This window comes from Pseudolabrys taiwanensis (genome assembly GCF_003367395.1).
In the GTDB taxonomy this organism is placed as follows: Bacteria; Pseudomonadota; Alphaproteobacteria; order Rhizobiales; family Xanthobacteraceae; genus Pseudolabrys; species Pseudolabrys taiwanensis.
On the sequence record NZ_CP031417.1, the window covers coordinates 949,940 to 971,121 of the forward strand.

The window sequence follows — 21,182 nt, forward strand, 5'->3', positions numbered from 1 at the left end:
CCCTGTGTTTAACGTATGCTTCATCTCATTGATCGTATGAAAATTGAACGTACGCTGAATATATGCAGAACGCTGAGCCGGCGCGGACTGCGATCGAATCTCAACAAGAAGACGTAAGGCAGGGCCGTCATAAGCCCCGGCCATCAGGAGGGTTTTACATGACAATCATCGACCGTCGTCAGGCTGTTCTCGGGCTCACCGCTGCCGCACTCGGCACGCAGATGTCATCCGCACTGGCGCAGCGCAATGCCGTGCGGCTGGTCGTGCCCGCTGCGCCGGGCGGAGCCATCGATGTGATCGGCCGCCTTTATGCGCAGCGCATGTCCGAGATTCTGAGCCAGACGTGGGTCGTTGAAAACAAGGCAGGGGCGAACAATACGCTCGGCGCCGCCTTCGTCGCCCGTGCGCCTGCCGATGGCGGCACCTTCCTGACAAATGCCGACATTCAAATCATGGCGCGCTACGTCATGAAGTCGGTTTCCTACGACCCGGTTGCCGACTTTACGCCGATCTCGCGGTTCGGCACGTCGCCGATGGTGCTCATCGGCAATGCGGCGAAGACGCCGGCGACGGCATCCGAACTCATCGCGGCAATGAAGGCGCAGCCCACGCAGTTCGCCTTTGCAAACTCCGCGCTCGGCGCCATGGGCCATCTCGCTACCGAGAGCTTCAAGCGTCGCATCGGCGTGGACGCGCTGGTGGTGACCTATCGCGGCACGGCGCCGGCGCTCAATGATGTGATCGGCGGCCAGACCGCACTGATGGTGGCGCCGCTCGGGTCAGCGCTGCCTTACATCAAGGCCGGACAACTGCGCGCTTTCGCCATCATGGGCCCGAAGCGGCACCCGAACGTTCCCGATGTGCCGACGATCTCCGAGGCGGCCGGACTTTCGGGCCTCGATTTCATGCTCTGGTATGCCCTGTGGGCGCCAAAGGGCCTGCCCGAGGATATCGTCAAGCAGGTCAGCCCCGCGGTGAAGACCGCCTCGAAGGATCCGGCGCTTGTCGAACGCTTGGCGGCTCTCGGCGTCGATCCCGTCACCGAAGACCCGGCCGACTTCGCGCGCTTTATCGCCGGCGAGGTCGAGCGCTCGGCGCGTGTTGCCGAAGAGGCGGGCATCCGTCCGGAGCAGTAAGCGCGCGGCGGCGACAGCCCGCGCATAGCGATTAAGTCGATGTTCGGTTTGTCGTATGACGGACTGATGAGGAAGGGGCGCCGGTTTGGTGCCCCTTTTTTTGGGGGGGTGACTGCGTGCCATTCAATCGCAGCGCCTGCGACCCACCGTTCTCACTTCGGCCGCGCGTACCAAGCCGTGACCGCAAGCGGAATGCCGAGGCCGATCCAGCCGATCGCGTCCCAGACGTCGTCGCCGACGAGGGCGACGGCAAGGCCAATCGCGCTCACCACGCCGAGGACGATCGGGATGACGAAGATCTGCGGTAGCGGCCGCGCTGCGGGTCTTTGAAGCGGTGTCACGAGGCTGTGGCCTTTGCTGAGGTGGCGACGGAGGCTGGTGCTGTTTTCCGGACGGGATTGCGACGCGCGAGCCACAGATAGAGCCCGCTGCCCAGCACCACGATCGTGATGACGTCGAGCAGCGCCCAGATGATTTTCAAGGGCATGCCGCCATAGTCCCCGAAATGCAGCGGCTGCGAGAGCAGAAGCGTCTGTACGTACCAGGGCATGGTGCGCGTGTCGGTGAAGCTGCCATCACGGGCATCGATGAGCACCGGCTGGAGCAGCCGGGACGTCAACGGCGTGTTGCCACGCATGAAGACCGCATAATGCGCGGTGCTGGTGAAAGCCGTTCCCGGGTAAGCGATGAACGACGGCGTCATGTCGGGGAGCTTGGCGGTTGCCGTTTCGACAGCCTGATGCACCGACACCATCCGTTGCGGAATGGGCGCGCCTTTGAACGGGCCGACCATCTCGGTGAGCTGTCCGTACTGCCACATCTTCAGGACGAGATCGGCCCAAGTGTTAATGACGCCGGTGAATCCGACGACCGTTGCCCAGACGATGGTCACGGCGCCGAGCAGGTTGTGCAGATCGAGCCAGCGGATCAGGCGCGAGCGTTTGTTGCGCACCGTGCCGAAGTCGAGCTTGCGCATCGATGGCGCGTAAAGAACGACGCCGGAAATGATGGCGACGACAAACAAGAGCCCCATGAAGCCGAGAAACAGCTTGCCCGGCAGGCCGGCGAACAGGTCGACGTGCAGTTTGAACAGATAATAGGTCAGGTGTCCGAACATGTCCGGCGCGTCGAGGAATTGCGCCGTGTGCGCATCGATGCGCAGCGCGCGATTGTTCTCGGACGGCGCGTCCGGCGCCTTGGCGACGCTGAGGAAGACGACGTTCGGATCGTCGCGGTCCCAGATGAGGAACTGCGGGTACTCGCCGGGTGCGTGGGCCATGCCGGCCGCCACGACACGGTCGAGATTGGCCGTCGGCGTACCGGCGGGCACCTGCGCCGCCGGTACGCTCTCATGCAGATGGTCGTCGATCTCCTCGTGGAAGATGAGCGGCAGGCCCGTAATGCACAGCAGCAGCATGAAGGCCGTGCAGACGAGGCTCGACCACTTGTGGACCCACGACCACCTGCGAATTGTCTTAGCGTGCACGATCGATCTCCCTGGGCGTCGTCCGGCTCGACATCACCACTTGTAGGAAAGGCTCGCGGTCGTGCGCAGCCGGTCGCCGTAATAGCAAGCGGTCGGCGACGAGCACGATGCGACATAGGTTTTGTCGAACAGGTTGGCGACGTTGAGCGCCGCGCGCCAACCCTTGATCTCATAATGGATGGTGGCGTCGACCAAGGTGGCGGACGGTACGGTGAGACTGTTGGCGTTATCCGCATAGGACTCGCCGACGTACCGAACGCCGCCGCCGAAACCGAAGCCCGCCAAAGGACCGCTCTGGAATGTGTAGTCGGCCCAAACGGAGCCGAATTGTTGCGGCGTCGCCGTCGGCACTTTGCCGATGTTGGCCGGATTGAGGTCCGCCGTGGTTTCGATGTCGTAGATCGTGTAGGCGGCCGTCGTTTTCAGGCCCGGCAACGGATTGGCCACGGCTTCAAATTCGAAGCCGCGCGATCGCATTTCGCCGGTCTGTGTCGTCAACAGGGGATTGTTCGGATCCGTGGTCAGGACGTTCTGCCGGCGCAGGTCGAAATAGGCGGCGCTGAAGTGGCCGTTGAAACCGTTCGGCTCATATTTGACGCCGAACTCGTATTGCTTGCCGGTCTCGGGCTCCAGCAGGAGGCCGGTCGCGGAATTGGTGCCGATGACAGGGTTGAAGCTCGTCGAGTAGCTGACGTAGGGCGCGACACCGAAAGGCAACTGATAGGAAAGCCCGGCGCGGCCGGTGAACTTGCCGTCGGAGCGGTTCTGATCGGGACCGATGCGGTTGTCGTTTTCGGTTCGGGTCAGGTCGTAGCGGCCGCTGAGCAGGAGGATCCAGCGATCGAACTTGAGTTCATCCTGGGCATAGGCGCCGGCCGACTTCTGCGTCAGGAAGGCGTTGGTATAAGGCGCGCCCGTCGGCACGGACGTCGCGGTATAGACCGGATTGATCAGATTGAGTGGCGTAGCGCTCGAGAAGGCGCCGTAGTCGTTGATCGTGAAGTATTTGAAGTCGAGGCCGGTCAAGGCCGTATGGGACACCGGGCCGGTGTTGAACTTGAACTCCAACTGGTTGTCCATGTTGGACTGCGTCGAGTCCGGTGTCGTGTAGAACTTCGCCCGCGCGAGGTTCGCCGCCGCGGCCGTCGTGGCATAGCCGAGACCGTAGGCGGTGGCGCCGTTCACATTGACGTGCGCAAAGCGCGCCTTCTGCCGAAACGTCACCGTGTCGGACACGGCGGTCTCGAACTGGTAGCCGATCATCTGCTGATCGCGGTCGAACCGGTCGAGGCTGGGCTCGCTCGTGAAAAGGCTGGTCGAGATGCGGCCGTAAGGAGCGGCCGTCACGCTGCCGACATAAGGCAGGAAATTGATGCCGTTGGCTTTGCTGTGCGAAACCGACGACAGGATGGTCAGTGTCGTCTCGAGATTGGGCTTCCACGTCAATGCCGGATTGATGAAGTATACGTCGTTCCGCGTGTGATCGACTTGCGTGTCGCCGGCTTGGGCCCATCCGGTCAGGCGATAGTAGAAGCTGCCGTAGTCCGACCGTATGGCAAGCGGGCCGCCGAGATCGAAGCCGAAATAACGGTTGCCGTAGTTGTTCACGCCCACTTCGACATAGCGCAGCGGCTCCATCGGCGGTGTCTTGCTGGTCGCGTTAACGACGCCACCCGGGCTACCGCCACCATAGAGGGCCGACGATGGGCCGCGCAGAACGTCGATGCGGTCGAGCGCAAAGGGAAAAAGCTTCCACGTCGCATACGCGGTATAGAAAAGCTGCAGACCGTCGAGAAAGCGCGCTTCGTTCTGCGCCGGAAAGCCCCGCAGCAAGAACCAGTCATTGCGCGCGTCTTGACCGAAGGTCTCGCCTTTGATGCTGGGCGAGTAACGAAAGATCTCGTTGAACTGCATCGGCTTCTGGTCGCGCATCTGCTCGGCGGTGATGGTGCTGACCGACTGCGGCGTCTCGACCCACGGTGTGTTCGTCTTGGTCGCCGTGGTGTTGCGCGGGGCGACATAGCCTTGCTCGTTGCTCGCCGTGCCTTCGACCTGGATGGTCGGTAGCGTGATCTGTTCGGATTGCGCGTGCGCGGCGCCGCTCAGCAAGGTGAGGGCGATCGTCGCCAGCAGCGTATGCGGGGCCAGACGACCGACGTTTAACTTGATGTCCGTGGAAGCAATCTGGCTCTCGGAGTCTCGGATCGGTATGCGCACGGATAGGCCCCTTCTTGCGATTGGAGGCCTTTAGCCCGCGATGAAAAACATCTGCAACTAAAAATAAGACGTAAAATCAATAGTTTAAAATGGTTCTAGACGAAACATTGTTTGGAGTAGTTTTAACAATTCGAACAAGTTCATGAGCCCAAACGAAAAGTCGCGCTCAAGCCCTCAATGACGTTGCGTGATCTTCCGGCCACACACGCACACGACTTTTTGCCACATATCGATCGTGGGTCTGCAAATGCGAAACGCCCGGCGTCGCATTTCTGCAAGCGCCGGGCGTTGAATGTCTTCGTGTGAGAGGCGGGACGCTTACTTGCGCCGCGAGATCGGGATGTAGTCGCGACGCGTTTCGCCGGTGTAGAGCTGGCGCGGACGGCCGATCTTCTGCTTCGGGTCCTCGATCATTTCCTTCCACTGCGCGATCCAGCCGACCGTGCGCGCGACGGCGAACAGCACGGTGAACATCGTCGTGGGGAAACCCATCGCCTTGAGCGTGATGCCCGAATAGAAGTCGATGTTCGGGTAGAGCTTCTTTTCGATGAAGTACTCGTCGTGCAACGCGATCTTTTCGAGCTCCATGGCGACGTCGAGCAGCGGATCGTCCTTGATGCCGAGCTCCGAGAGGACCTCGTGACAGGTCTTCTGCATGATCTTGGCGCGCGGATCGTAGTTCTTGTAGACGCGGTGGCCGAAGCCCATCAGACGGAACGGGTCGTTCTTGTCCTTGGCGCGCTTCACGAACTCTGGGATGCGGTCGACCGAGCCGATCTCGGCGAGCATGTTGAGCGCCGCTTCGTTGGCGCCGCCATGCGCCGGACCCCACAGACAGGCGCAACCGGCCGCGATGCAGGCGAACGGGTTGGCGCCCGACGAGCCGGCGAGACGCACGGTCGAGGTCGACGCATTCTGCTCGTGATCGGCATGCAGGATGAAGATGCGATCCATGGCGCGCGCCAGGACCGGGTTCGGCTTGTACTCTTCCGCCGGCACGGCGAAGCACATGTGCAGGAAGTTCGACGCGTAATCGAGCTCGTTCTTCGGATAGACGAAGGGCTGCCCGACCGAATACTTGTACGCCATCGCCGCCAGCGTCGGCACCTTGGCGATCATGCGGATCGAAGCGACCATACGCTGGTGCGGATCCGAGATGTCGGTCGAATCGTGATAGAACGCCGAGAGAGCGCCGATCGAGCCGGTCATCACCGCCATCGGGTGAGCGTCGCGGCGGAAGCCCTGGAAGAACCGGCTCATCTGCTCATGCACCATCGTGTGGCGCGTGACCCGGTAGTCGAAGTCGGCCTTCTGCGACGGCGTCGGCAACTCCCCGTACAGCAGCAGATAGCAGGTCTCGAGGAAGTCGCCGTGCTCGGCGAGCTGCTCGATCGGATAGCCGCGGTACATCAAGACGCCTTCATCGCCATCGATGTAGGTGATCTTGGACTCGCAGCTCGCGGTCGAGGTGAAACCGGGATCGTAAGTGAAGATGCCAGCCTGACCGTAGAGCTTGGCGATGTCGATCACATCCGGACCGACGGTCCCATTATAAATCGGAAGGTCGTAGTTTTTATTGCCGACCGTGAGCGTGCCGGTCTTGTTGTCTGTTTTGGCGTCCATGGTCGGGCCCTCGATTTGACGGCGAACGAATGCGCGAGATGTAGGCGGCCGGGAGGTGAGACGCCAGGATACGGCGCAGCAGGTTCCGGCCCCGTTTGCGTAACCTAATAAAGTGTGCGCTGCAAGATCGCACCCCGCGAGCCTGTTCCGGCGATTTTGGCATGCCTCGCGGCGGCGCTTGCCGGGTGTGAAATTCTTGCTCTATCAGCCGGCCTGATCCCGCAACCGGCCGAGGCTTTCGATCCGGCCGAGCACGGCAAGCACGTCAAAAATGGGTGGCGACGTGGTCCGCCCGGTCAAGGCGGCGCGCAAAGGTTGCGCGACGGCACCCAGCTTTAAATTTTGACGCTCAGCAAAGGCACGCACCACGCCTTCGACCGCGGCGGCATTCCAATCGGACAGGGCTTCCAACTCCGGCACCAGGGATTTGAGCACCGTCCTCGCCTCAGGGGTTAGGAGCGCCTTGGCCTGGTCGGCGATGTCGATCGGCCGGCTTGCCCAGACGAAGCGCGACGCCTCGAACAACTCGACCAACGTCTTGGCGCGCTCCTTGAGGCCCGGCATGGCCGCAAGCAACTTGTCGCGCAGCGCCGGCGACATCGCATTGGCGAGTTGCTCGCCGCCGGCGATGTGCGGCAGCAACTGTTCCAGCGCCGCGATCAGATCGGCGTCGGCCGATCCGCGAATGTAATGACCGTTGAGATTCTCGAGTTTCGCGAAATCGAAACGCGCCGGCGAACGGCCGATGTGGGCCAGATCGAAGGCGGCGATCATTTCTTGTTCGGTGAATATTTCCTGGTCGCCATGACTCCAGCCGAGCCGGACCAGATAGTTGCGCATCGCCGCCGGCAGGTAGCCCATGGCACGATAGGCGTCGACACCCAACGCGCCGTGGCGCTTGGACAGCTTGGAGCCGTCCGGCCCGTGGATGAGCGGAATGTGGGCCATCGTCGGCACGCTCCAGCCGAGCGCGTCGTAGATATGCTTTTGGCGGGCGCCGTTGGTGAGATGATCGTCGCCACGGATGATGTGGGTGACGCCCATATCGTGATCGTCCACCACCACGGCCAGCATGTAGGTCGGCGTGCCGTCGGAACGCAGCAGCACCAGATCGTCGAGATCCGCGTTCTGCCACGTCACGCGGCCCTGGACCTGGTCGTCGATGACGGTTTCGCCGGTCTGCGGCGCCTTCAGCCGGATCACCGGTTTGACCCCGGCCGGGGCTTCCGACGGGTCGCGGTCGCGCCAGAGGCCATTATATAGCTTGGAGCGGCCCTCCTTACGGGCTGCCTCGCGCATCGCCGTCAGCTCCTGCTGGCTGGCGTAGCAATGATAGGCCTTGCCCTCGGCCAGGAGCTTCTCGGCCACTTCGCGGTGCCGGGCGGCACGCGAGAACTGATAGACGACGTCGCCGTCCCAGGAGAGACCAAGCCAGGAAAGCCCATCGATGATGGCGGCGATGGCGGCTTCGGTCGAGCGCTCGCGATCGGTATCCTCGATTCGCAGCAGCATCTTGCCGCCGTGGCGGCGCGCGTAGAGCCAGTTGAATAGCGCGGTGCGGCCGCCTCCGATATGGAGGAAGCCGGTGGGGGACGGTGCAAAACGGGTGACGACGGTCTCGCTCATCGGCGGCCATCTAGCACAGTTGTCGGGCAGGGCGAGAGGGCGATTGACATTGAGCCGGGCGTCCCGACATGGCATAGGCCGCCTGGAGCGGCGCGGGTGATCGAAAGCTTACGAGGGATCGAGGAATAATGGCGATCGACGAGAAGGCAAGCGGTAAAGAAGCGGCGGTCGAGCCCGGTCGCGATTTCATCCGCGACATCGTTAAGGCCGACCTCGATGCCGGCCGCGTCAAAGGCGTCGTTACGCGCTTTCCGCCAGAGCCGAACGGCTATCTGCACATCGGCCACGCCAAGTCGATCTGCCTGAATTTCGGCATCGCCGAGGACTTCGGCGGACGTTGCCATCTGCGATTCGACGATACCAATCCGGTCAAGGAAGAGCAGGAATATATCGACGCCATCAAGCGCGACGTGCAGTGGCTCGGCTTCGATTGGGGCGAGCATCTCCACCACGCGTCCGACTACTTCGAGCAGCTCTACGCCTGGGCCGAGGACCTGATCCGCGCCGGTAAGGCTTACGTCGACGATCAGACGCCGGAGGAGATGCGTGTCAACCGCGGCACGTTGACCGAGCCGGGCCGGAACTCGCCGTTCCGCGACCGCTCGGTCGAGGAAAACCTCGACCTGTTCCGCCGCATGCGCGCCGGCGAGTTCCCGAACGGTGCGCGTGTGCTGCGCGCCAAGATCGACATGGCCTCGGGCAACATCAACCTGCGTGACCCGGTGATGTACCGCATCCTGCATGCGCATCACCCGCGTACCGGCACCGCGTGGAAGATCTATCCGAGCTACGACTACGCCCACGGCCAGTCGGACGCGATCGAACACATCACGCATTCGATCTGCACCTTGGAGTTCGAGGACCACCGGCCGCTTTACGACTGGTTCATCGCCAATCTGACGGTGCCGTCGACGCCGCATCAGTACGAGTTCGCGCGGTTGAACCTCACCTATACTGTGCTGTCCAAGCGCGTGCTGACGATGCTGGTGCGCGACAAGCACGTCTCCGGGTGGGACGATCCGCGGATGCCGACGCTGGCGGGTTTGCGCCGGCGCGGCGTGCCGCCCGCGGCGTTGCGCGACTTCGTCAAGCGCATCGGTGTCGCCAAGGCCAACAGCACGGTCGATGTCGGCATGTTCGAGTTCTCGATCCGCGAGGTGCTGAACAAGACCGCGCAGCGGCGCATGGCTGTGCTCAAGCCGCTGAAGGTGGTGATCGAGAACTATCCGGAAGGCCAGAGCGAGGAACTTGAAGCGGTCAATCATCCCGACGATCCGGCCGCCGGCACGCGCAAGATCAAGTTCGGCCGCGAGCTCTTCATCGAGCAGGACGATTTCATGGAGAACCCGCCGAAGAAGTTCTTCCGGCTGTCTCCGGGGACCGAAGTGCGGCTGCGCTACGCCTATTTCATCACCTGCAAGGAAGTGGTGAAGGACGCGGCCGGCAACGTCATCGAGCTGCGCTGCACCTACGATCCGGCGACCAAGGGCGGCAACGCGCCCGATGGGCGCAAGGTGAAGGCGACCATTCACTGGGTGTCGGCCAGGGATTCGGTCGCGGCAGAAGTGCGGCTCTATAATCCGCTCTTCACCAAGCCGGATCCGACCGGCGGCGAAGGCTTCGAGAAGGATCTCAACGCGAACTCGCTCGAGGTGCTGAGCGACGCGCGGCTGGAGCCGTCATTGGCCGCCATGAACGTCGAGGATGCGATCCAGTTCGAGCGCAACGGCTATTTCTGCCGCGACAAGGAATCGGCGCCGGGCAAGCTCGTGTTCAACCGCACCGTGGGCTTGCGCGATACCTTCGCGAAGGAAGTGGGGAAGTAGACTGATTAGCCGTCATCCTGAGGCGCGAGCGAAGCGAGCCTCGAAGGATGGCGGCAACGTCTCGGCCGTCGCCCTTCGAGGGCCGCCGGAGTTTACCATCGGGCCGCGCTTTGCGCGGACCCGTTGGGCGGCCACCTCAGGGTGACGGGTCAAGAGCCAGCGTTCACAACCGTTCTTCTAGTCACAACTTAGGGCCGCAGTAGCATTGCTGCACGCGTAACGCGTGGGCGGGGCGTCATGGCCTGGGGTGAGGAGGGGCGAGCACGGACGCGGGCCGTGGCCGGCGCGATCGCCGCCGCGGGCCGCCGTGCGGGAGCGGCCTTGCCGGACGGCCTGGCCGTCCGCGCCGACCCTCTGCGCCGGCTTCTGGCGCAATGGGCGCTGGCCGAGGTCGCGCCAGGCCGGCTCTTGCCGTGGCTGCCGGTCGCTTTCGGCTTCGGCATCGTCTTGTACTTCACCGCCGACCGCGAGCCGGCGCTGTGGGCTCCCACCGCCGCAGCGGGGGTGCTGGTGGCCTTTGCCTGGGGTCTGCGCCGGAGCGCCGTCGGCTTCCCGCTGTCGCTCGGTCTCGCCGCCACGGCCATGGGATTTGCAGTCGCGACGCTCCAGACCGTGCGGATCGCGCATCCGGTGCTGCAGTATCCGGTGGCAACGGCGACATTGTCCGGCTTCGTCGAGGTGCGCGAAGAGCGCGAGCGCAGCGACCGCGTCGTCATTGCCCTGCATCGCTTCGAGGCGGCGCGCGTCGCCGAGAAGCCCGAGCGCGTGCGCGTCGCCGTGCGCAAGGACACGGCGCCGCCGGTCGGCGCCTTCGTCGAACTCAAGGCGCATCTGTCGCCGCCGCTGCAGCCGCTCCGGCCCGGTGGCTACGACTTCGCCCGCGACATGTACTTCCAGCGCATCGGCGCCTCCGGCTACGCCCTCGGCGCCATCAAGACCGTGCCGGCACCGGCGCCCGTGGCGCGCGGCTTCTGGCTGCGCTACGCCGAAGTGGTCGAGGGCATTCGCGAGACGATCGACGACCGCATCCGCGCCATCCTGCCGGGCGATCGCGGCGCCATCGCCTCCGCGCTCATCACCGGCAAGCGCGACGCCATCTCGACGCCGGTCAACGACGCGATGTACGTGTCGAGCCTGGCGCATGTGCTGTCGATCTCCGGCTATCACATGGCGGTGGTCGCCGGCATCGTGTTCTTCGTCATCCGCGCCGGGCTAGCGCTGTCGCCGTCGCTCGCGGTCCGCCGGCCCATCAAGAAATGGGCGGCGTGCGCGGCGCTCGTCGCTGCGTTCTTCTATCTGCTCTTGTCCGGAGCGGAAGTCGCGACGCAGCGTTCCTTCATCATGGTGGCGATCGTCCTCATCGGCGTGATGGCCGACCGGCCGGCGATCACCTTTCGCACGCTGACCGTCGCCGCGCTGTGCGTGCTCGCCTGGTCGCCGCAGGCCGTGGTGCATCCGAGCTTCCAGATGTCGTTCGCCGCGACGCTCGCGCTCGTCGCTGCGTATCAATACGGCCTGCCATGGCGGCCGGATGCCGACACGTCGATCGGCGCCCGCGTCGCATTGTGGGGCGGGCGCGAAGTCGCCGGACTCATCCTCGCCTCCCTGGTCGCGGGTTTCGCCACCACGCTCTACGCAGCCTTCCATTTCCATCGCATGGCGCCCTATGGCGTGCTCGCGAATCTCTTCGCCATGCCGGTCGTGTCGGTGCTGGTGATGCCGATGGGCATTCTGGCGCTCGTGCTGATGCCGTTCGGCTTCGACGCGGCGTTCTGGCGACTGATGGGCGCCGGCATCGACTGGATGACCAGCGTCGCATTGTGGGTGGCGAGCCTGCCAGGCGCGGTCGGGCACATCCATGCCTTCGGTGTTGGGCCGCTGCTCATCGGCACCGCCGGATTGCTGCTGGTCTGCCTGTTGCGGTCACCGCTGCGCTGGAGCGGGGCGGTCTTCTGTACGATCGCCATGTTGTGGGTCCTGGCGACGCCGCGCCCCGACGTGCTCATTGCCGCCGATGGACAGACGGCGGCCATCCGCAATGCCAGCGGCCGCTTGTCGGTGCTGCACAGCGGCCGCGACACCTTCGCCCTCAAGGAGTGGCTGGCGGCCGATGGCGACGACCGCACGCCGACGGACAAGACGTTGAAGGAGGGCGTGCGTTGCGACGCCGTCGGCTGCGTCGCCACCCTCGGCAACGGCCGGCTGATCGCTGCGTCGTTGGCAGCCGAAGCCTTCGCGGAGGATTGTATGCGCGCGGCGATCGTCGTCAGTCCGCGGCAAGCGCCGGGCGCCTGCAATGCGCTGCTGTTCGACCGCGCGCGCTGGCGCGCGCACGGCGCCATGACCTTGCGCTGGACTGGCGATGCGTTCGAGACGATCGCCGCGCGTCCGGCCGGCTACGGGCGGCCGTGGGCGCCGGCACCGCAAACCGTTGCGCTATCTCAAAGCACAACCAGCCGTCCGACACCGCAGGACGCGACGCCGCGCATGGAAGATCTGGAGGCGAGCGATTGAGATTACCCGCATGCGCGGGTGATGACGGCACTGCCGCTAGTAGAGCTTCTTGGCGAGGGTCAGATAAAACGCCGTCGTCATCGCCGTGTTGTAGGCGAACACCGACGTGCGCGCCTTGAACTTGATGGCCGCACCGAGATCGGGAATGTCGTAGTTGAGGACGCCGCCGAGGCTCAGAACTTCCGCACGGCGGCCATCGGGCGCCACGGCGACGTCGCCGCGCGTATCGTCGGTGATTTGGCGCAAATAATAACCGGCGACACCCACCTGCCAGCGTCCGATGTGCTCCGAGACGGCGAAGTCGATATTGATGTTCTTGCCGCTGACGTAATCGGTATCGGAATTCCGGCCATAAGAGTTCAGGTAGATCTTGCTGCTGAACTCCGTGCCGTCCGCAAGCAGCGGCGGCGTCGTATAAGTGAAGGCGAGCGAGGGGGCGACGATGACGGTGTTGCTGCCGACGGTAACGCCGTTGCTGGCCTGAATGCGGGCGTCGTAGAGGCCGGTCGGGAGCACCGCGCCGAGGCCAGCGCGAACGGCGAGGCCTTCGCGGATGGGCGCGGCGCCTTTCTCGTGCGATGGCCGCGTGAAGCCGAAAAAGCGCGACCAGGACCCTTCGATGTAGATGTCGCCGAAGCCCGACTTGCAACGCTCTGCATTGGCCGACGTGATCTGTCCGCACACCTCGCCGACGCCGGCGACGCCCAGCAATCCGACCGAGCCGTCGAATAGCTTGAAATTCGGCACATACAACAGGACGCCGGCGGCGCTTTTGGAGTCGATGCCGACGGCATCCAGGCCGGGACGGGTCTGGCCCGTGCCATCTCTGAGCTGGTAGGCCGAGGCACCGCCCAGGATGGCGGCGCCGTAGAGGCCCGGCGTCGGCAGAAAGGCCGAACGGATGTCGGTGCCGCCGATAGGCCCGGCGACCGTACTGCCTTCGGCGGCGAGCGACGGCGCGGCACCAAGCGCGAGGCAGCACACTCCGAGCACGACGCGCAATGCCGCTTTCACGACGTCCACAGTCCCCGTTCAATAATACCGGGCACCGTAGAGTTTGCTTACCAACTTGCCTAGGCGCAGTTTCGCCCGTGCCGGGGCGCTCCACGGGAATCGAGACATACCGCACACAGCGCATCGGCCGTCGCGCTTAGGGACCGGTTGGCGGCCGGCACCTCAGGGTGACGAGGGCAGATCGGAGAGGGGAGTTATCTTCAGTAGCGCCGGAAAAGCCCGACCAGCTTGCCCTGAATGCGCACGCGGTTGGGCGGCAGGATGCGCACCTCGTAGGCCGCGTTGGCCGGCTCGAGCGCGATGGAGGCACCGCGGCGGCGGAAGCGCTTGAGCGTCGCCTCCTCGTCGTCGATCAGTGCGACCACGATGTCGCCGGTGTCGGCGACTTCCGAGCGGCGGATGAGGGCGATGTCGCCATCGAGGATGCCGGCCTCGATCATCGAGTCGCCGCGCACTTCGAGCGCGAAATGCTCCCCGGTCGACAACAGGTCCGGCGGCATGTTGATGACATGGCTCTTGGTCTGGATCGCCTCGATCGGCGTACCGGCGGCGATACGGCCCATCACCGGTACGGCGATCGGCCGGCCGCTGGTATCGTCCTCCGCTGCCACCTGACGGACGCGGCCGAGGTCGCCCTCGATGACGCTCGGCGTAAATTTGCGGGCGCGGCCGTTGCCCACGCCGTGCCCGACCGAGTCGGGAAGCTTGATGACCTCAATGGCGCGCGCCCGGTTGGGCAGTCGGCGGATGAAGCCGCGCTCCTCGAGGGCGGTGATCAGCCGGTGGATCCCGGATTTGGAGCGCAGGTCGAGCGCGTCCTTCATCTCGTCGAAAGAGGGCGGAACGCCGGCCTCGGTCAGCCGCTCGTGGATGAAGCGCAAAAGCTCGAACTGCTTGCGGGTCAGCATCTGTTTCTCCCGTCGCCCGGCCAGGCCCAGCCCTTACGGCGAATGGGCAGCCGGCTCGAAACAAATCATGAACGGACACTATCTGTTCGATATGTGTTCCGCAAGGATTTAATTTCGGGTGAACAATGCAAACGACCGCTATAGGCCTAGCTTAAGGATGACGCAGGGTGAACCGGCTTGCGCAAAAGGCGCGTAAGGTTCCCGAATCACAAGGCAATCCGCCGCGGCCAACGGTGCCATCAGGGAACTGTCCTGCGACGGTACCGGGGTGGCGATGGGCCCATCAGGCCCCGGCGTCAGCAGCGCGCGCATATAATCGGCGCGCTCGTCGTTCTCCGGCAGATCGCGGCCCAACAGGGCTCGATCGGGCACATGGTCGATCACGGTGCGGCCGGTGAGTCGGCGGATCAGCGGCACCAGAAACAGGAAGGCGCAGACGTAGGACGAGACCGGATTGCCGGGCAGGCCGAGCACCTGCAGGCCACCGAGCCGTCCGTGCATCATCGGCTTGCCGGGGCGCAGCGCGACCCGCCAGAACGAGAGGTCGAGACCTTCGGCTTTCAGCGCACGCTGCACCAGATCGTGCTCGCCAACCGACGCGCCGCCGGTGGTAACGAGCACGTCGGCGCCCCAGGCGCGTGCCTCGCGCAGCGCGGCGACGATGTCTTCCAGACGATCGCGCACGATGCCGAAGTCGCGCGACTCCGCGCCTTCGGCCTGCGCGAGAGCGGTCAGCGCGTAGCCATTGGAATAGACGATCTCGCCGGCGCCCGGTTTGCTACCCGGCATGACCAATTCGTCGCCGGTGCCGATGATGGCGATCTTCGGTCGGCGATGGACCGGCACGCTCGGATAGTTCATCGCGGCCGCCAGCATCAGGTCGCGGTCGCTCAGCCGACGTCCTTTGTGAAGCAGCGCTTCGCCCTCGGAGAAGTCGATGCCTTTGGCGCGCACGTTGCGGCCCTTCGCCGTCGGCTTGCCGAAGGTCACCTTGTCGCCATCGCGCTGGGCGAGCTCCTGGATGACGACCGTGTCGGCGCCGCGGGGCATGACGCCGCCGGTGAAGATGCGCGCCGCCTGACCGGGTGCCACCTCGCCTTCGAACGGGTGGCCGGCCGCGACTTCGCCGACGACGGTCAGCGTGGCCGGCGCTTCGGCCACGTCGGCGCCGCGGACGGCGTAGCCGTCCATCGCGGAAACGTCAGCGGGTGGCTGCGTGCGCGTCGCGGCGATGTCTGCGGCCAGCACGCGCGCGAGCGCCGCGGGGAGTGCGACCGTTTCGGCGGGGAGCGGCGCGGCTTCGGCAAGGACCTGGCGCAGCGCTTCAGCAACCGGCATCAGCGCCATGCGAGCTCCGCTCGTCCCCGCGAAAGCGGGGCCCCAAAGTCATGAATGGAAAGCTTCAAGAATCTCGCGCGGGATTCCCGCTGCAAGTCGGCTGTAGCCGACTTGCACACTTTAAGTGCCAGATATCGGGTAAGCCCGATGTCCGCTCGCGGGAATGAGCGGAGTTTGGGGTCCGCCATGCGCTATTTCTCCGCGCGGTAATGGCCGGAGCGGCCGCCGCTCTTTTCCAGGACGCGGATGCCTTCGATGCGCATGCCGCGTTCGACCGCCTTGACCATGTCGTAGATCGTCAGCAGCGCGACCGAGACGGCGGTCAGCGCCTCCATCTCGACACCGGTCTGGCCCGTGACCTTCACCGTCGCCTGCACCTCGAAGCCGGGCAGCGCGTGCTCCGGATTGATCTCGATCGTCACCTTGGTGATCGGCAGCGGGTGGCAGAGCGGGATCAGGCTGTGCGTGCGCTTGGCGGCCATGATGCCGGCGAGGCGGGCGGCCCCCAGCACGTCACCCTTCAGCGCATTGCCGGCGATCACCATGTCCAGCGTCTCCGCCTGCATGATGATCTTGCCCTCGGCGACCGCGACGCGCTCCGTCTGCGGTTTGGCGGAGACGTCGACCATGTGCGCCTCGCCACGCTGATCGATGTGGCTAAGCTTATTGGCGAGGGGGGCTGCCGCCTTCGCTAGCGCCTTCTTGGCGCCACCCTTGGTCCCGTTCTTGGTCCCGTTCTCGGTACCGTTCTTGGCGCCTCGCGCGGCGGTCTTCGGGCGTGACGCCATGGCCGCTACTCCGCCGCCGGGGCGTGTTGGCGGGCAAGGAGCGCGCGGGTGGCGGCGGTGACGTCGGCCTGCCGCATCAGGCTCTCGCCGATGAGGAACGCGTTGATCCCGGAGCGGGAGAGGCGGGCAAGGTCGACCGGGGTGAAGATGCCGCTCTCGCCGACGATGATGCGGTCGCGCGGCACCTGCGGGGCGAGGCGCTCGCTGACATCCAGTGACGTGACGAAGGTGCGCAAGTCCCGGTTGTTGATGCCGATCATTCGCGATCGTAGCTTTAATGCGCGCTCCAATTCGTCTTCTTGATGAACTTCAATAAGCACGTCTAAGCCATTGGCAATGGCTGTCTCTTCAAGGTCCTTGGCGGTCGCGTCGTCGACGCCGGCCATGATGATGAGGATGCAGTCGGCGCCCCAGGCGCGTGCCTCAACGACTTGGTAAGGATCGTAGAGGAAGTCCTTACGAAGTATGGGTAATTTGGTTGCTTCGCGGGCCTGCCCGAGGAATTCCGGGCGGCCCTGGAAGGAGGGCGCATCGGTCAGCACGGAGAGGCAGGTCGCGCCGCCGGCCTCGTAGGCTTTGGCAAGCGACGGCGGATCGAAGTCGGCGCGGATCAGGCCCTTCGAGGGGCTCGCCTTCTTGATCTCGGCGATCAGGGCGTAGTCGCCGGCGGCGACGCGCCGCTCGATCGCCTTGAGGAACCCGCGCGGCCGGGCCATCGCCTTCGCTTCGGCCTCGAGCACCGAAAGCGGCTTGGCGCGCTTGGCCGCCGCGATCTCCTCGCGCTTATAGGCCTCGATCTTGGTCAGGATATCGGACATCAGCTTTCCTTGGCGCGCGAGCTTAGCCGAAAACCGGCGCCGGCTCTTGTGGGATCATGCGCCTTCGAGCGCGCACGATACCGCAATCAACCGGTCCAGCCGGCCTTCCGCCTCGCCGCTGTCGATCGCCTTGGCGGCAAGCGCCGCGCCGTCCTTCAGCGTTTCGGCCTTGCCGGCGACGACCAGGGCTGCGGCGGCATTGAGCACGGCCACCTCGCGGAACGGGCCGTCCTTGCCTTGTAGCACGGCGAGCAGCGCCTTGGCGTTGTGATCGGCATCGCCGCCGCGCAGGGCGTCGGGCTTCACGCGCTTGAGGCCGGCGTCCTCGGGCGAAATCTCGAACGAGCGTACCTTGCCGTCCTTGAGTTCCGCCACGCTGGTCGGGCCGGCGGTGGTGATCTCGTCGAGCCCATCCGAGCCGTGCACGACCCAGACGCTTTCCGAGCCCAGGTTATTGAGCACCTGCGCCATCGGCTCGGTCCAATGCTTGGAGAAGGTGCCGACCATCTGCCGCTTCACGCCGGCCGGGTTCGACAGGGGGCCGAGCAGATTGAAGATGGTGCGTGTGCCGATCTCGACGCGGGTCGGGCCGACGTTCTTCATGGCCGGATGATGCGCCGGTGCGAACATGAAGCCGATGCCGGCCGCGCGGATGCAGTGAGCGACCTGATCGGCATTGAGATCGATCTTCACGCCGAGCGCCTGCAGCACGTCGGCCGCGCCCGATTTCGACGACAAAGCGCGGTTGCCGTGCTTGGCGACCGGCACGCCCGCGCCCGCCACGATGAAGGCCGCGCAGGTGGAGATGTTGTAGGAGCCCGACGCATCGCCGCCGGTGCCGACGACGTCGACGGCGTCGGCCGGCGCCTTCACGCCGAGCATCTTGGCGCGCATGGTGGTGACCGCGCCGGTGATCTCGTCGACGGTTTCGCCGCGCACGCGCAGCGCCATCAACAGGCCGCCCATCTGCGAGGGCGTGGCTTCGCCCGACATCATGCGGTCGAACGCGGAAGCCGATTCCTCACGCGTGAGGCTCGCACCGGTCGCGACCTTGGCGATAAGCGCCTTGAATTCGTCCGCCATAGGCGCTCCTTCAACGTGCGATGGATTGTGCCGCCGTCGCCTGCGGAGGCGCGGCGCGTGCCCGCCGCCCGCGCTCGGCATTCCAGTCGGCGGCGAGATCGAGGAAGTTCTTGAGCATCAGGTGGCCGTGCTCGGAGGCGATGCTCTCGGGATGGAATTGCACGCCGTGCACCGGCAGATCCTTGTGCATCATGCCCATGATGAGGTGATCGTCGGTTTCGGCATTGACGGTGAGCGTGGGCGGCAGACTCGCGCGTTCTACCACCAGCGAGTGATAGCGCGTCGCTTTGAACGAACCGTTGATGCCGCGGAACACGCCGCTGTTGCTATGTCGCAGCTCGGAAAGCTTGCCGTGCACCGGCACCGGCGCGCGCACCACCTTGCCGCCGAAAGCCTGGCCGATCGCCTGATGGCCGAGGCATACGCCGAGCAGCGGAATGCTCTCCGCCGCCGCGTCGATCAGTTCGAGGCAGATGCCGGCTTCGTTCGGCGTGCACGGCCCGGGCGAGAGCACGATCGCATCCGGATCGGCCGCGACCACCTCATCGGCGCTGATCTTGTCGTTGCGATGCACGACAACGTCGGCGCCCAGCCCGCCCAGATAATGGACGAGGTTGAAGGTGAAACTGTCGTAGTTGTCGATCAGGATGATCATTTTTCTGCCCAGCGGAGCGGTCTTAGGCCGCGTCCGCTAGGGGGTCAAGCAGGGCGGCCGACGGGCCTCAGCCCTTATGGATCGGGTCGATCCAGGCGACGTTTTCCGGTTTTTCGACCGGCTCGATGTCGAGATTGACCACGACCGCCTCGTTGTCCGAGCGCACCAAGACGCATTCGAGCACTTCGTCGGGGCTCGCGTTGATTTCCTGATGTGGCACGTAAGGCGGCACGTAGATGAAGTCGCCGGGGCCCGCTTCGGCGGTGAACTCGAGGTTCTCGCCCCAGCGCATGCGCGCCTTGCCGCGCAGCACGTAGATCACGCTCTCGAGCGCGCCGTGATGATGCGCGCCGGTCTTGGCATTGGGATGGATGTGAACGGTGCCGGCCCAGATCTTCTGCGCGCCGACGCGGGCGTAATTGATGGCCGCCTTGCGGTCCATGCCCGGCGTCTGCGCCGTGTTGGGGTCGAGCGAGTTGCCCGGGATCACGCGCACGCCGTCGTGCTTCCACTTCGGCTCGTGGTCGTCCGGGTGATCGTGGTCGTGATGGTGGTGATCGTGATCCGAACCCATGGCGTCACTCCCGTTTGTCTTGGCCTTTGAGTATAGGCTTTGTTATTCGACAGACTACTGCCCGCGTTTGGCGGCGCTCGCAAATCGCCGTGCTTCCTCAGCGGCGCGGAACAAGGCTTTCGCCTTGTTGATGCACTCTTGCTGTTCCGCGTCCGGATTGGAGTCGGCGACGATGCCGGCGCCGGCCTGCACGTACATCTTGCCGTCCTTCACCAGCGCGGTGCGCAGCACGATGCAGGTGTCCATCTCGCCGGCGGCGGAGAAGTAGCCGACGCAGCCGGCGTAGAGGCCGCGCTTCTCCTTCTCCAGTTCGTCGATGATCTGCATCGCCCGCACCTTCGGCGCGCCGGAGACGGTGCCGGCGGGAAAGCCGGCGGCGAGGGCGTCGAGCGCATCGTGCTTGGTGTCGAGCTTGCCTTCGACATTGGAGACGATGTGCATCACCTGGCTGTAGCGCTCGATGAAGAACTTGTCGGTCACCGTGACCGAGCCGATGGCGGCGACGCGGCCGACATCGTTGCGGCCGAGATCGAGCAGCATCAGGTGCTCGGCGCATTCCTTCGGGTCGGCGAGCAACTCTTCCTCGAGCGCTTTGTCTTCATGCGGCGTCGCGCCGCGCGGCCTTGTGCCGGCGATCGGCCGGATGGTGACGACGTCGTCGCGCACGCGCACCAGAATTTCCGGGCTGGAGCCGGCGACGGCGAAGCCGCCGAAGTCGAGGAAGTACAGGAACGGCGCCGGGTTGATGCGTCGCAACGCGCGATAGAGCGCGAAGGGCGGCAATGTGAACGGCGCCTCGAAGCGCTGCGCCAGCACGATCTGGAAGGCGTCGCCGGCGGCGATATAGTCCTTGGCGCGCGCGACCATCGCCCGATATTCGGCCGGCGTGGTGTTGGACTTGGCCGGCACATCGAGCGGGCCTTCGGCATAGCCGGACAGCGCCTTGTCGAGCGGCCGGTCGAGCGCATCGACGACGCCGGCGAGGCGCTCGGACGCGCGGGCGAGGGCGGCTTTGGCGTCGACGCCGGGCTCGGGCCGCACGGGCGTCACGACGATGATCGAATCCTTCACCGCGTCGAACACCACGATCAGCGTCGGCCGCACCATGATCGCGTCCGGCACGCCGATCGGGTCGGGCTTGGCGGACGGCAAATCCTCCATCTGCCGCACCATGTCGTAGCCGAGATAGCCGAACACGCCGGCGGCCATCGGCGGCAGATCGTCCGGCAAGGCGATGCGGCTCTCGGCGATCAGCGCGCGCAGGGCGGCGAGCGGCGGCTCGGCAACCGCGGTGAAACTGTCCGGCTTGCTGCGGGCCGCGCGATTGATCTCGGCCTTGCCGCCGTTGGCGCGCCAGATCAGATCGGGGTCGAGGCCGATGATCGAGTAGCGCCCGCGCACGGCGCCGCCTTCGACCGACTCGAGCAGGAAGCTCAGCGGCTTGCCGCCGCCGAGCTTCAGGAAGGCCGAGACCGGCGTTTCGAGGTCGGCGACCAAGGTCGTCCAAACCACCTGCGCTTGCCCGCGATCGTAACGCTCCGCGAAGGCTCGTTCGGATGGTTCGGTCTGCATGGCC

Annotated in this window: 17 protein-coding genes; 3 read left to right on the top strand and 14 right to left on the bottom strand. The window is 65.1% G+C overall.

Annotated features, from left to right (window positions below):
- The first annotated feature begins 158 nt into the window (after nucleotides 1–158).
- The gene (locus tag DW352_RS04530; RefSeq protein ID WP_210209929.1) at nucleotides 159–1,136 is read left to right on the top strand and encodes a Bug family tripartite tricarboxylate transporter substrate binding protein; all 978 of its coding nucleotides are present in this window, start codon (nucleotides 159–161) and stop codon (nucleotides 1,134–1,136) included.
- A 152-nt stretch (nucleotides 1,137–1,288) separates the two neighbouring features.
- On the opposite strand, the gene DW352_RS04535 is transcribed toward DW352_RS04530, so the two are convergent.
- The 5 genes from DW352_RS04535 to gltX all read right to left on the bottom strand — a co-directional run bounded on the left by DW352_RS04535 (nucleotide 1,289) and on the right by gltX (nucleotide 8,088).
- Nucleotides 1,289–1,477 (bottom strand): hypothetical protein, encoded by a 189-nt coding sequence (locus DW352_RS04535; RefSeq protein ID WP_115688923.1) that lies wholly within the window; start codon nucleotides 1,475–1,477, stop codon nucleotides 1,289–1,291.
- Complete coding sequence (locus DW352_RS04540) at nucleotides 1,474–2,625, bottom strand: PepSY-associated TM helix domain-containing protein (protein ID WP_115688925.1); 1,152 nt, start codon at nucleotides 2,623–2,625, stop codon at nucleotides 1,474–1,476. Before DW352_RS04540 ends, DW352_RS04535 begins: the two co-directional genes overlap by 4 nt.
- A gap of 30 nt (nucleotides 2,626–2,655) precedes the next feature.
- The gene (locus tag DW352_RS04545) at nucleotides 2,656–4,839 is read right to left on the bottom strand and encodes a TonB-dependent siderophore receptor (RefSeq protein WP_245434322.1); all 2,184 of its coding nucleotides are present in this window, start codon (nucleotides 4,837–4,839) and stop codon (nucleotides 2,656–2,658) included.
- A gap of 318 nt (nucleotides 4,840–5,157) precedes the next feature.
- Nucleotides 5,158–6,462 (bottom strand): citrate synthase, encoded by a 1,305-nt coding sequence (gene gltA / locus DW352_RS04550; RefSeq protein WP_115688929.1) that lies wholly within the window; start codon nucleotides 6,460–6,462, stop codon nucleotides 5,158–5,160.
- A gap of 204 nt (nucleotides 6,463–6,666) precedes the next feature.
- Entirely contained in the window at nucleotides 6,667–8,088 is a 1,422-nt protein-coding gene (gene gltX, locus DW352_RS04555; protein WP_115688931.1) for a glutamate--tRNA ligase, read from the bottom strand.
- A 128-nt stretch (nucleotides 8,089–8,216) separates the two neighbouring features.
- Here gltX and DW352_RS04560 point away from each other — a divergent pair, with 128 nt between their 5' ends.
- Together DW352_RS04560 and DW352_RS04565 are read left to right on the top strand one after the other, a co-directional pair.
- The gene (locus DW352_RS04560; RefSeq protein ID WP_115688933.1) at nucleotides 8,217–9,914 is read left to right on the top strand and encodes a glutamine--tRNA ligase/YqeY domain fusion protein; all 1,698 of its coding nucleotides are present in this window, start codon (nucleotides 8,217–8,219) and stop codon (nucleotides 9,912–9,914) included.
- Nucleotides 9,915–10,190: 276 nt separating this feature from the next.
- A complete protein-coding gene (locus tag DW352_RS04565) occupies nucleotides 10,191–12,428 on the top strand; it encodes a ComEC/Rec2 family competence protein (RefSeq protein WP_342634894.1) in 2,238 nt (745 codons plus the stop codon).
- Nucleotides 12,429–12,464: 36 nt separating this feature from the next.
- Here the strand turns inward: DW352_RS04565 and DW352_RS04570 are convergent, their stop codons facing one another.
- The 9 genes from DW352_RS04570 to trpE form a co-directional block, all read right to left on the bottom strand.
- Entirely contained in the window at nucleotides 12,465–13,451 is a 987-nt protein-coding gene (locus DW352_RS04570; RefSeq protein WP_115688937.1) for a SphA family protein, read from the bottom strand.
- A gap of 191 nt (nucleotides 13,452–13,642) precedes the next feature.
- Nucleotides 13,643–14,350, bottom strand: coding sequence for a transcriptional repressor LexA (gene lexA / locus DW352_RS04575; protein ID WP_115688939.1), 708 nt, complete (start codon nucleotides 14,348–14,350; stop codon nucleotides 13,643–13,645).
- 138 nt (nucleotides 14,351–14,488) lie between these two features.
- Entirely contained in the window at nucleotides 14,489–15,697 is a 1,209-nt protein-coding gene (locus DW352_RS04580) for a molybdopterin molybdotransferase MoeA (RefSeq protein ID WP_115688941.1), read from the bottom strand.
- Nucleotides 15,698–15,879: 182 nt separating this feature from the next.
- A complete protein-coding gene (moaC, locus tag DW352_RS04585) occupies nucleotides 15,880–16,317 on the bottom strand; it encodes a cyclic pyranopterin monophosphate synthase MoaC (protein WP_245434452.1) in 438 nt (145 codons plus the stop codon).
- A 164-nt stretch (nucleotides 16,318–16,481) separates the two neighbouring features.
- Nucleotides 16,482–17,294 carry an indole-3-glycerol phosphate synthase TrpC gene (gene trpC, locus DW352_RS04590; RefSeq protein ID WP_115688945.1) on the bottom strand — a complete coding sequence of 271 codons (813 nt, stop codon included), beginning with the start codon at nucleotides 17,292–17,294 and terminating at the stop codon, nucleotides 16,482–16,484.
- A gap of 54 nt (nucleotides 17,295–17,348) precedes the next feature.
- Nucleotides 17,349–18,377 carry an anthranilate phosphoribosyltransferase gene (gene trpD, locus DW352_RS04595; RefSeq protein WP_115688947.1) on the bottom strand — a complete coding sequence of 343 codons (1,029 nt, stop codon included), beginning with the start codon at nucleotides 18,375–18,377 and terminating at the stop codon, nucleotides 17,349–17,351.
- A 10-nt stretch (nucleotides 18,378–18,387) separates the two neighbouring features.
- A complete protein-coding gene (locus DW352_RS04600; protein ID WP_115688949.1) occupies nucleotides 18,388–19,032 on the bottom strand; it encodes an anthranilate synthase component II in 645 nt (214 codons plus the stop codon).
- Nucleotides 19,033–19,099: 67 nt separating this feature from the next.
- Entirely contained in the window at nucleotides 19,100–19,606 is a 507-nt protein-coding gene (locus tag DW352_RS04605; protein WP_115688951.1) for a cupin domain-containing protein, read from the bottom strand.
- 54 nt (nucleotides 19,607–19,660) lie between these two features.
- A complete protein-coding gene (gene trpE, locus DW352_RS04610) occupies nucleotides 19,661–21,178 on the bottom strand; it encodes an anthranilate synthase component I (RefSeq protein ID WP_115688953.1) in 1,518 nt (505 codons plus the stop codon).
- Nucleotides 21,179–21,182: the final 4 nt, after the last annotated feature.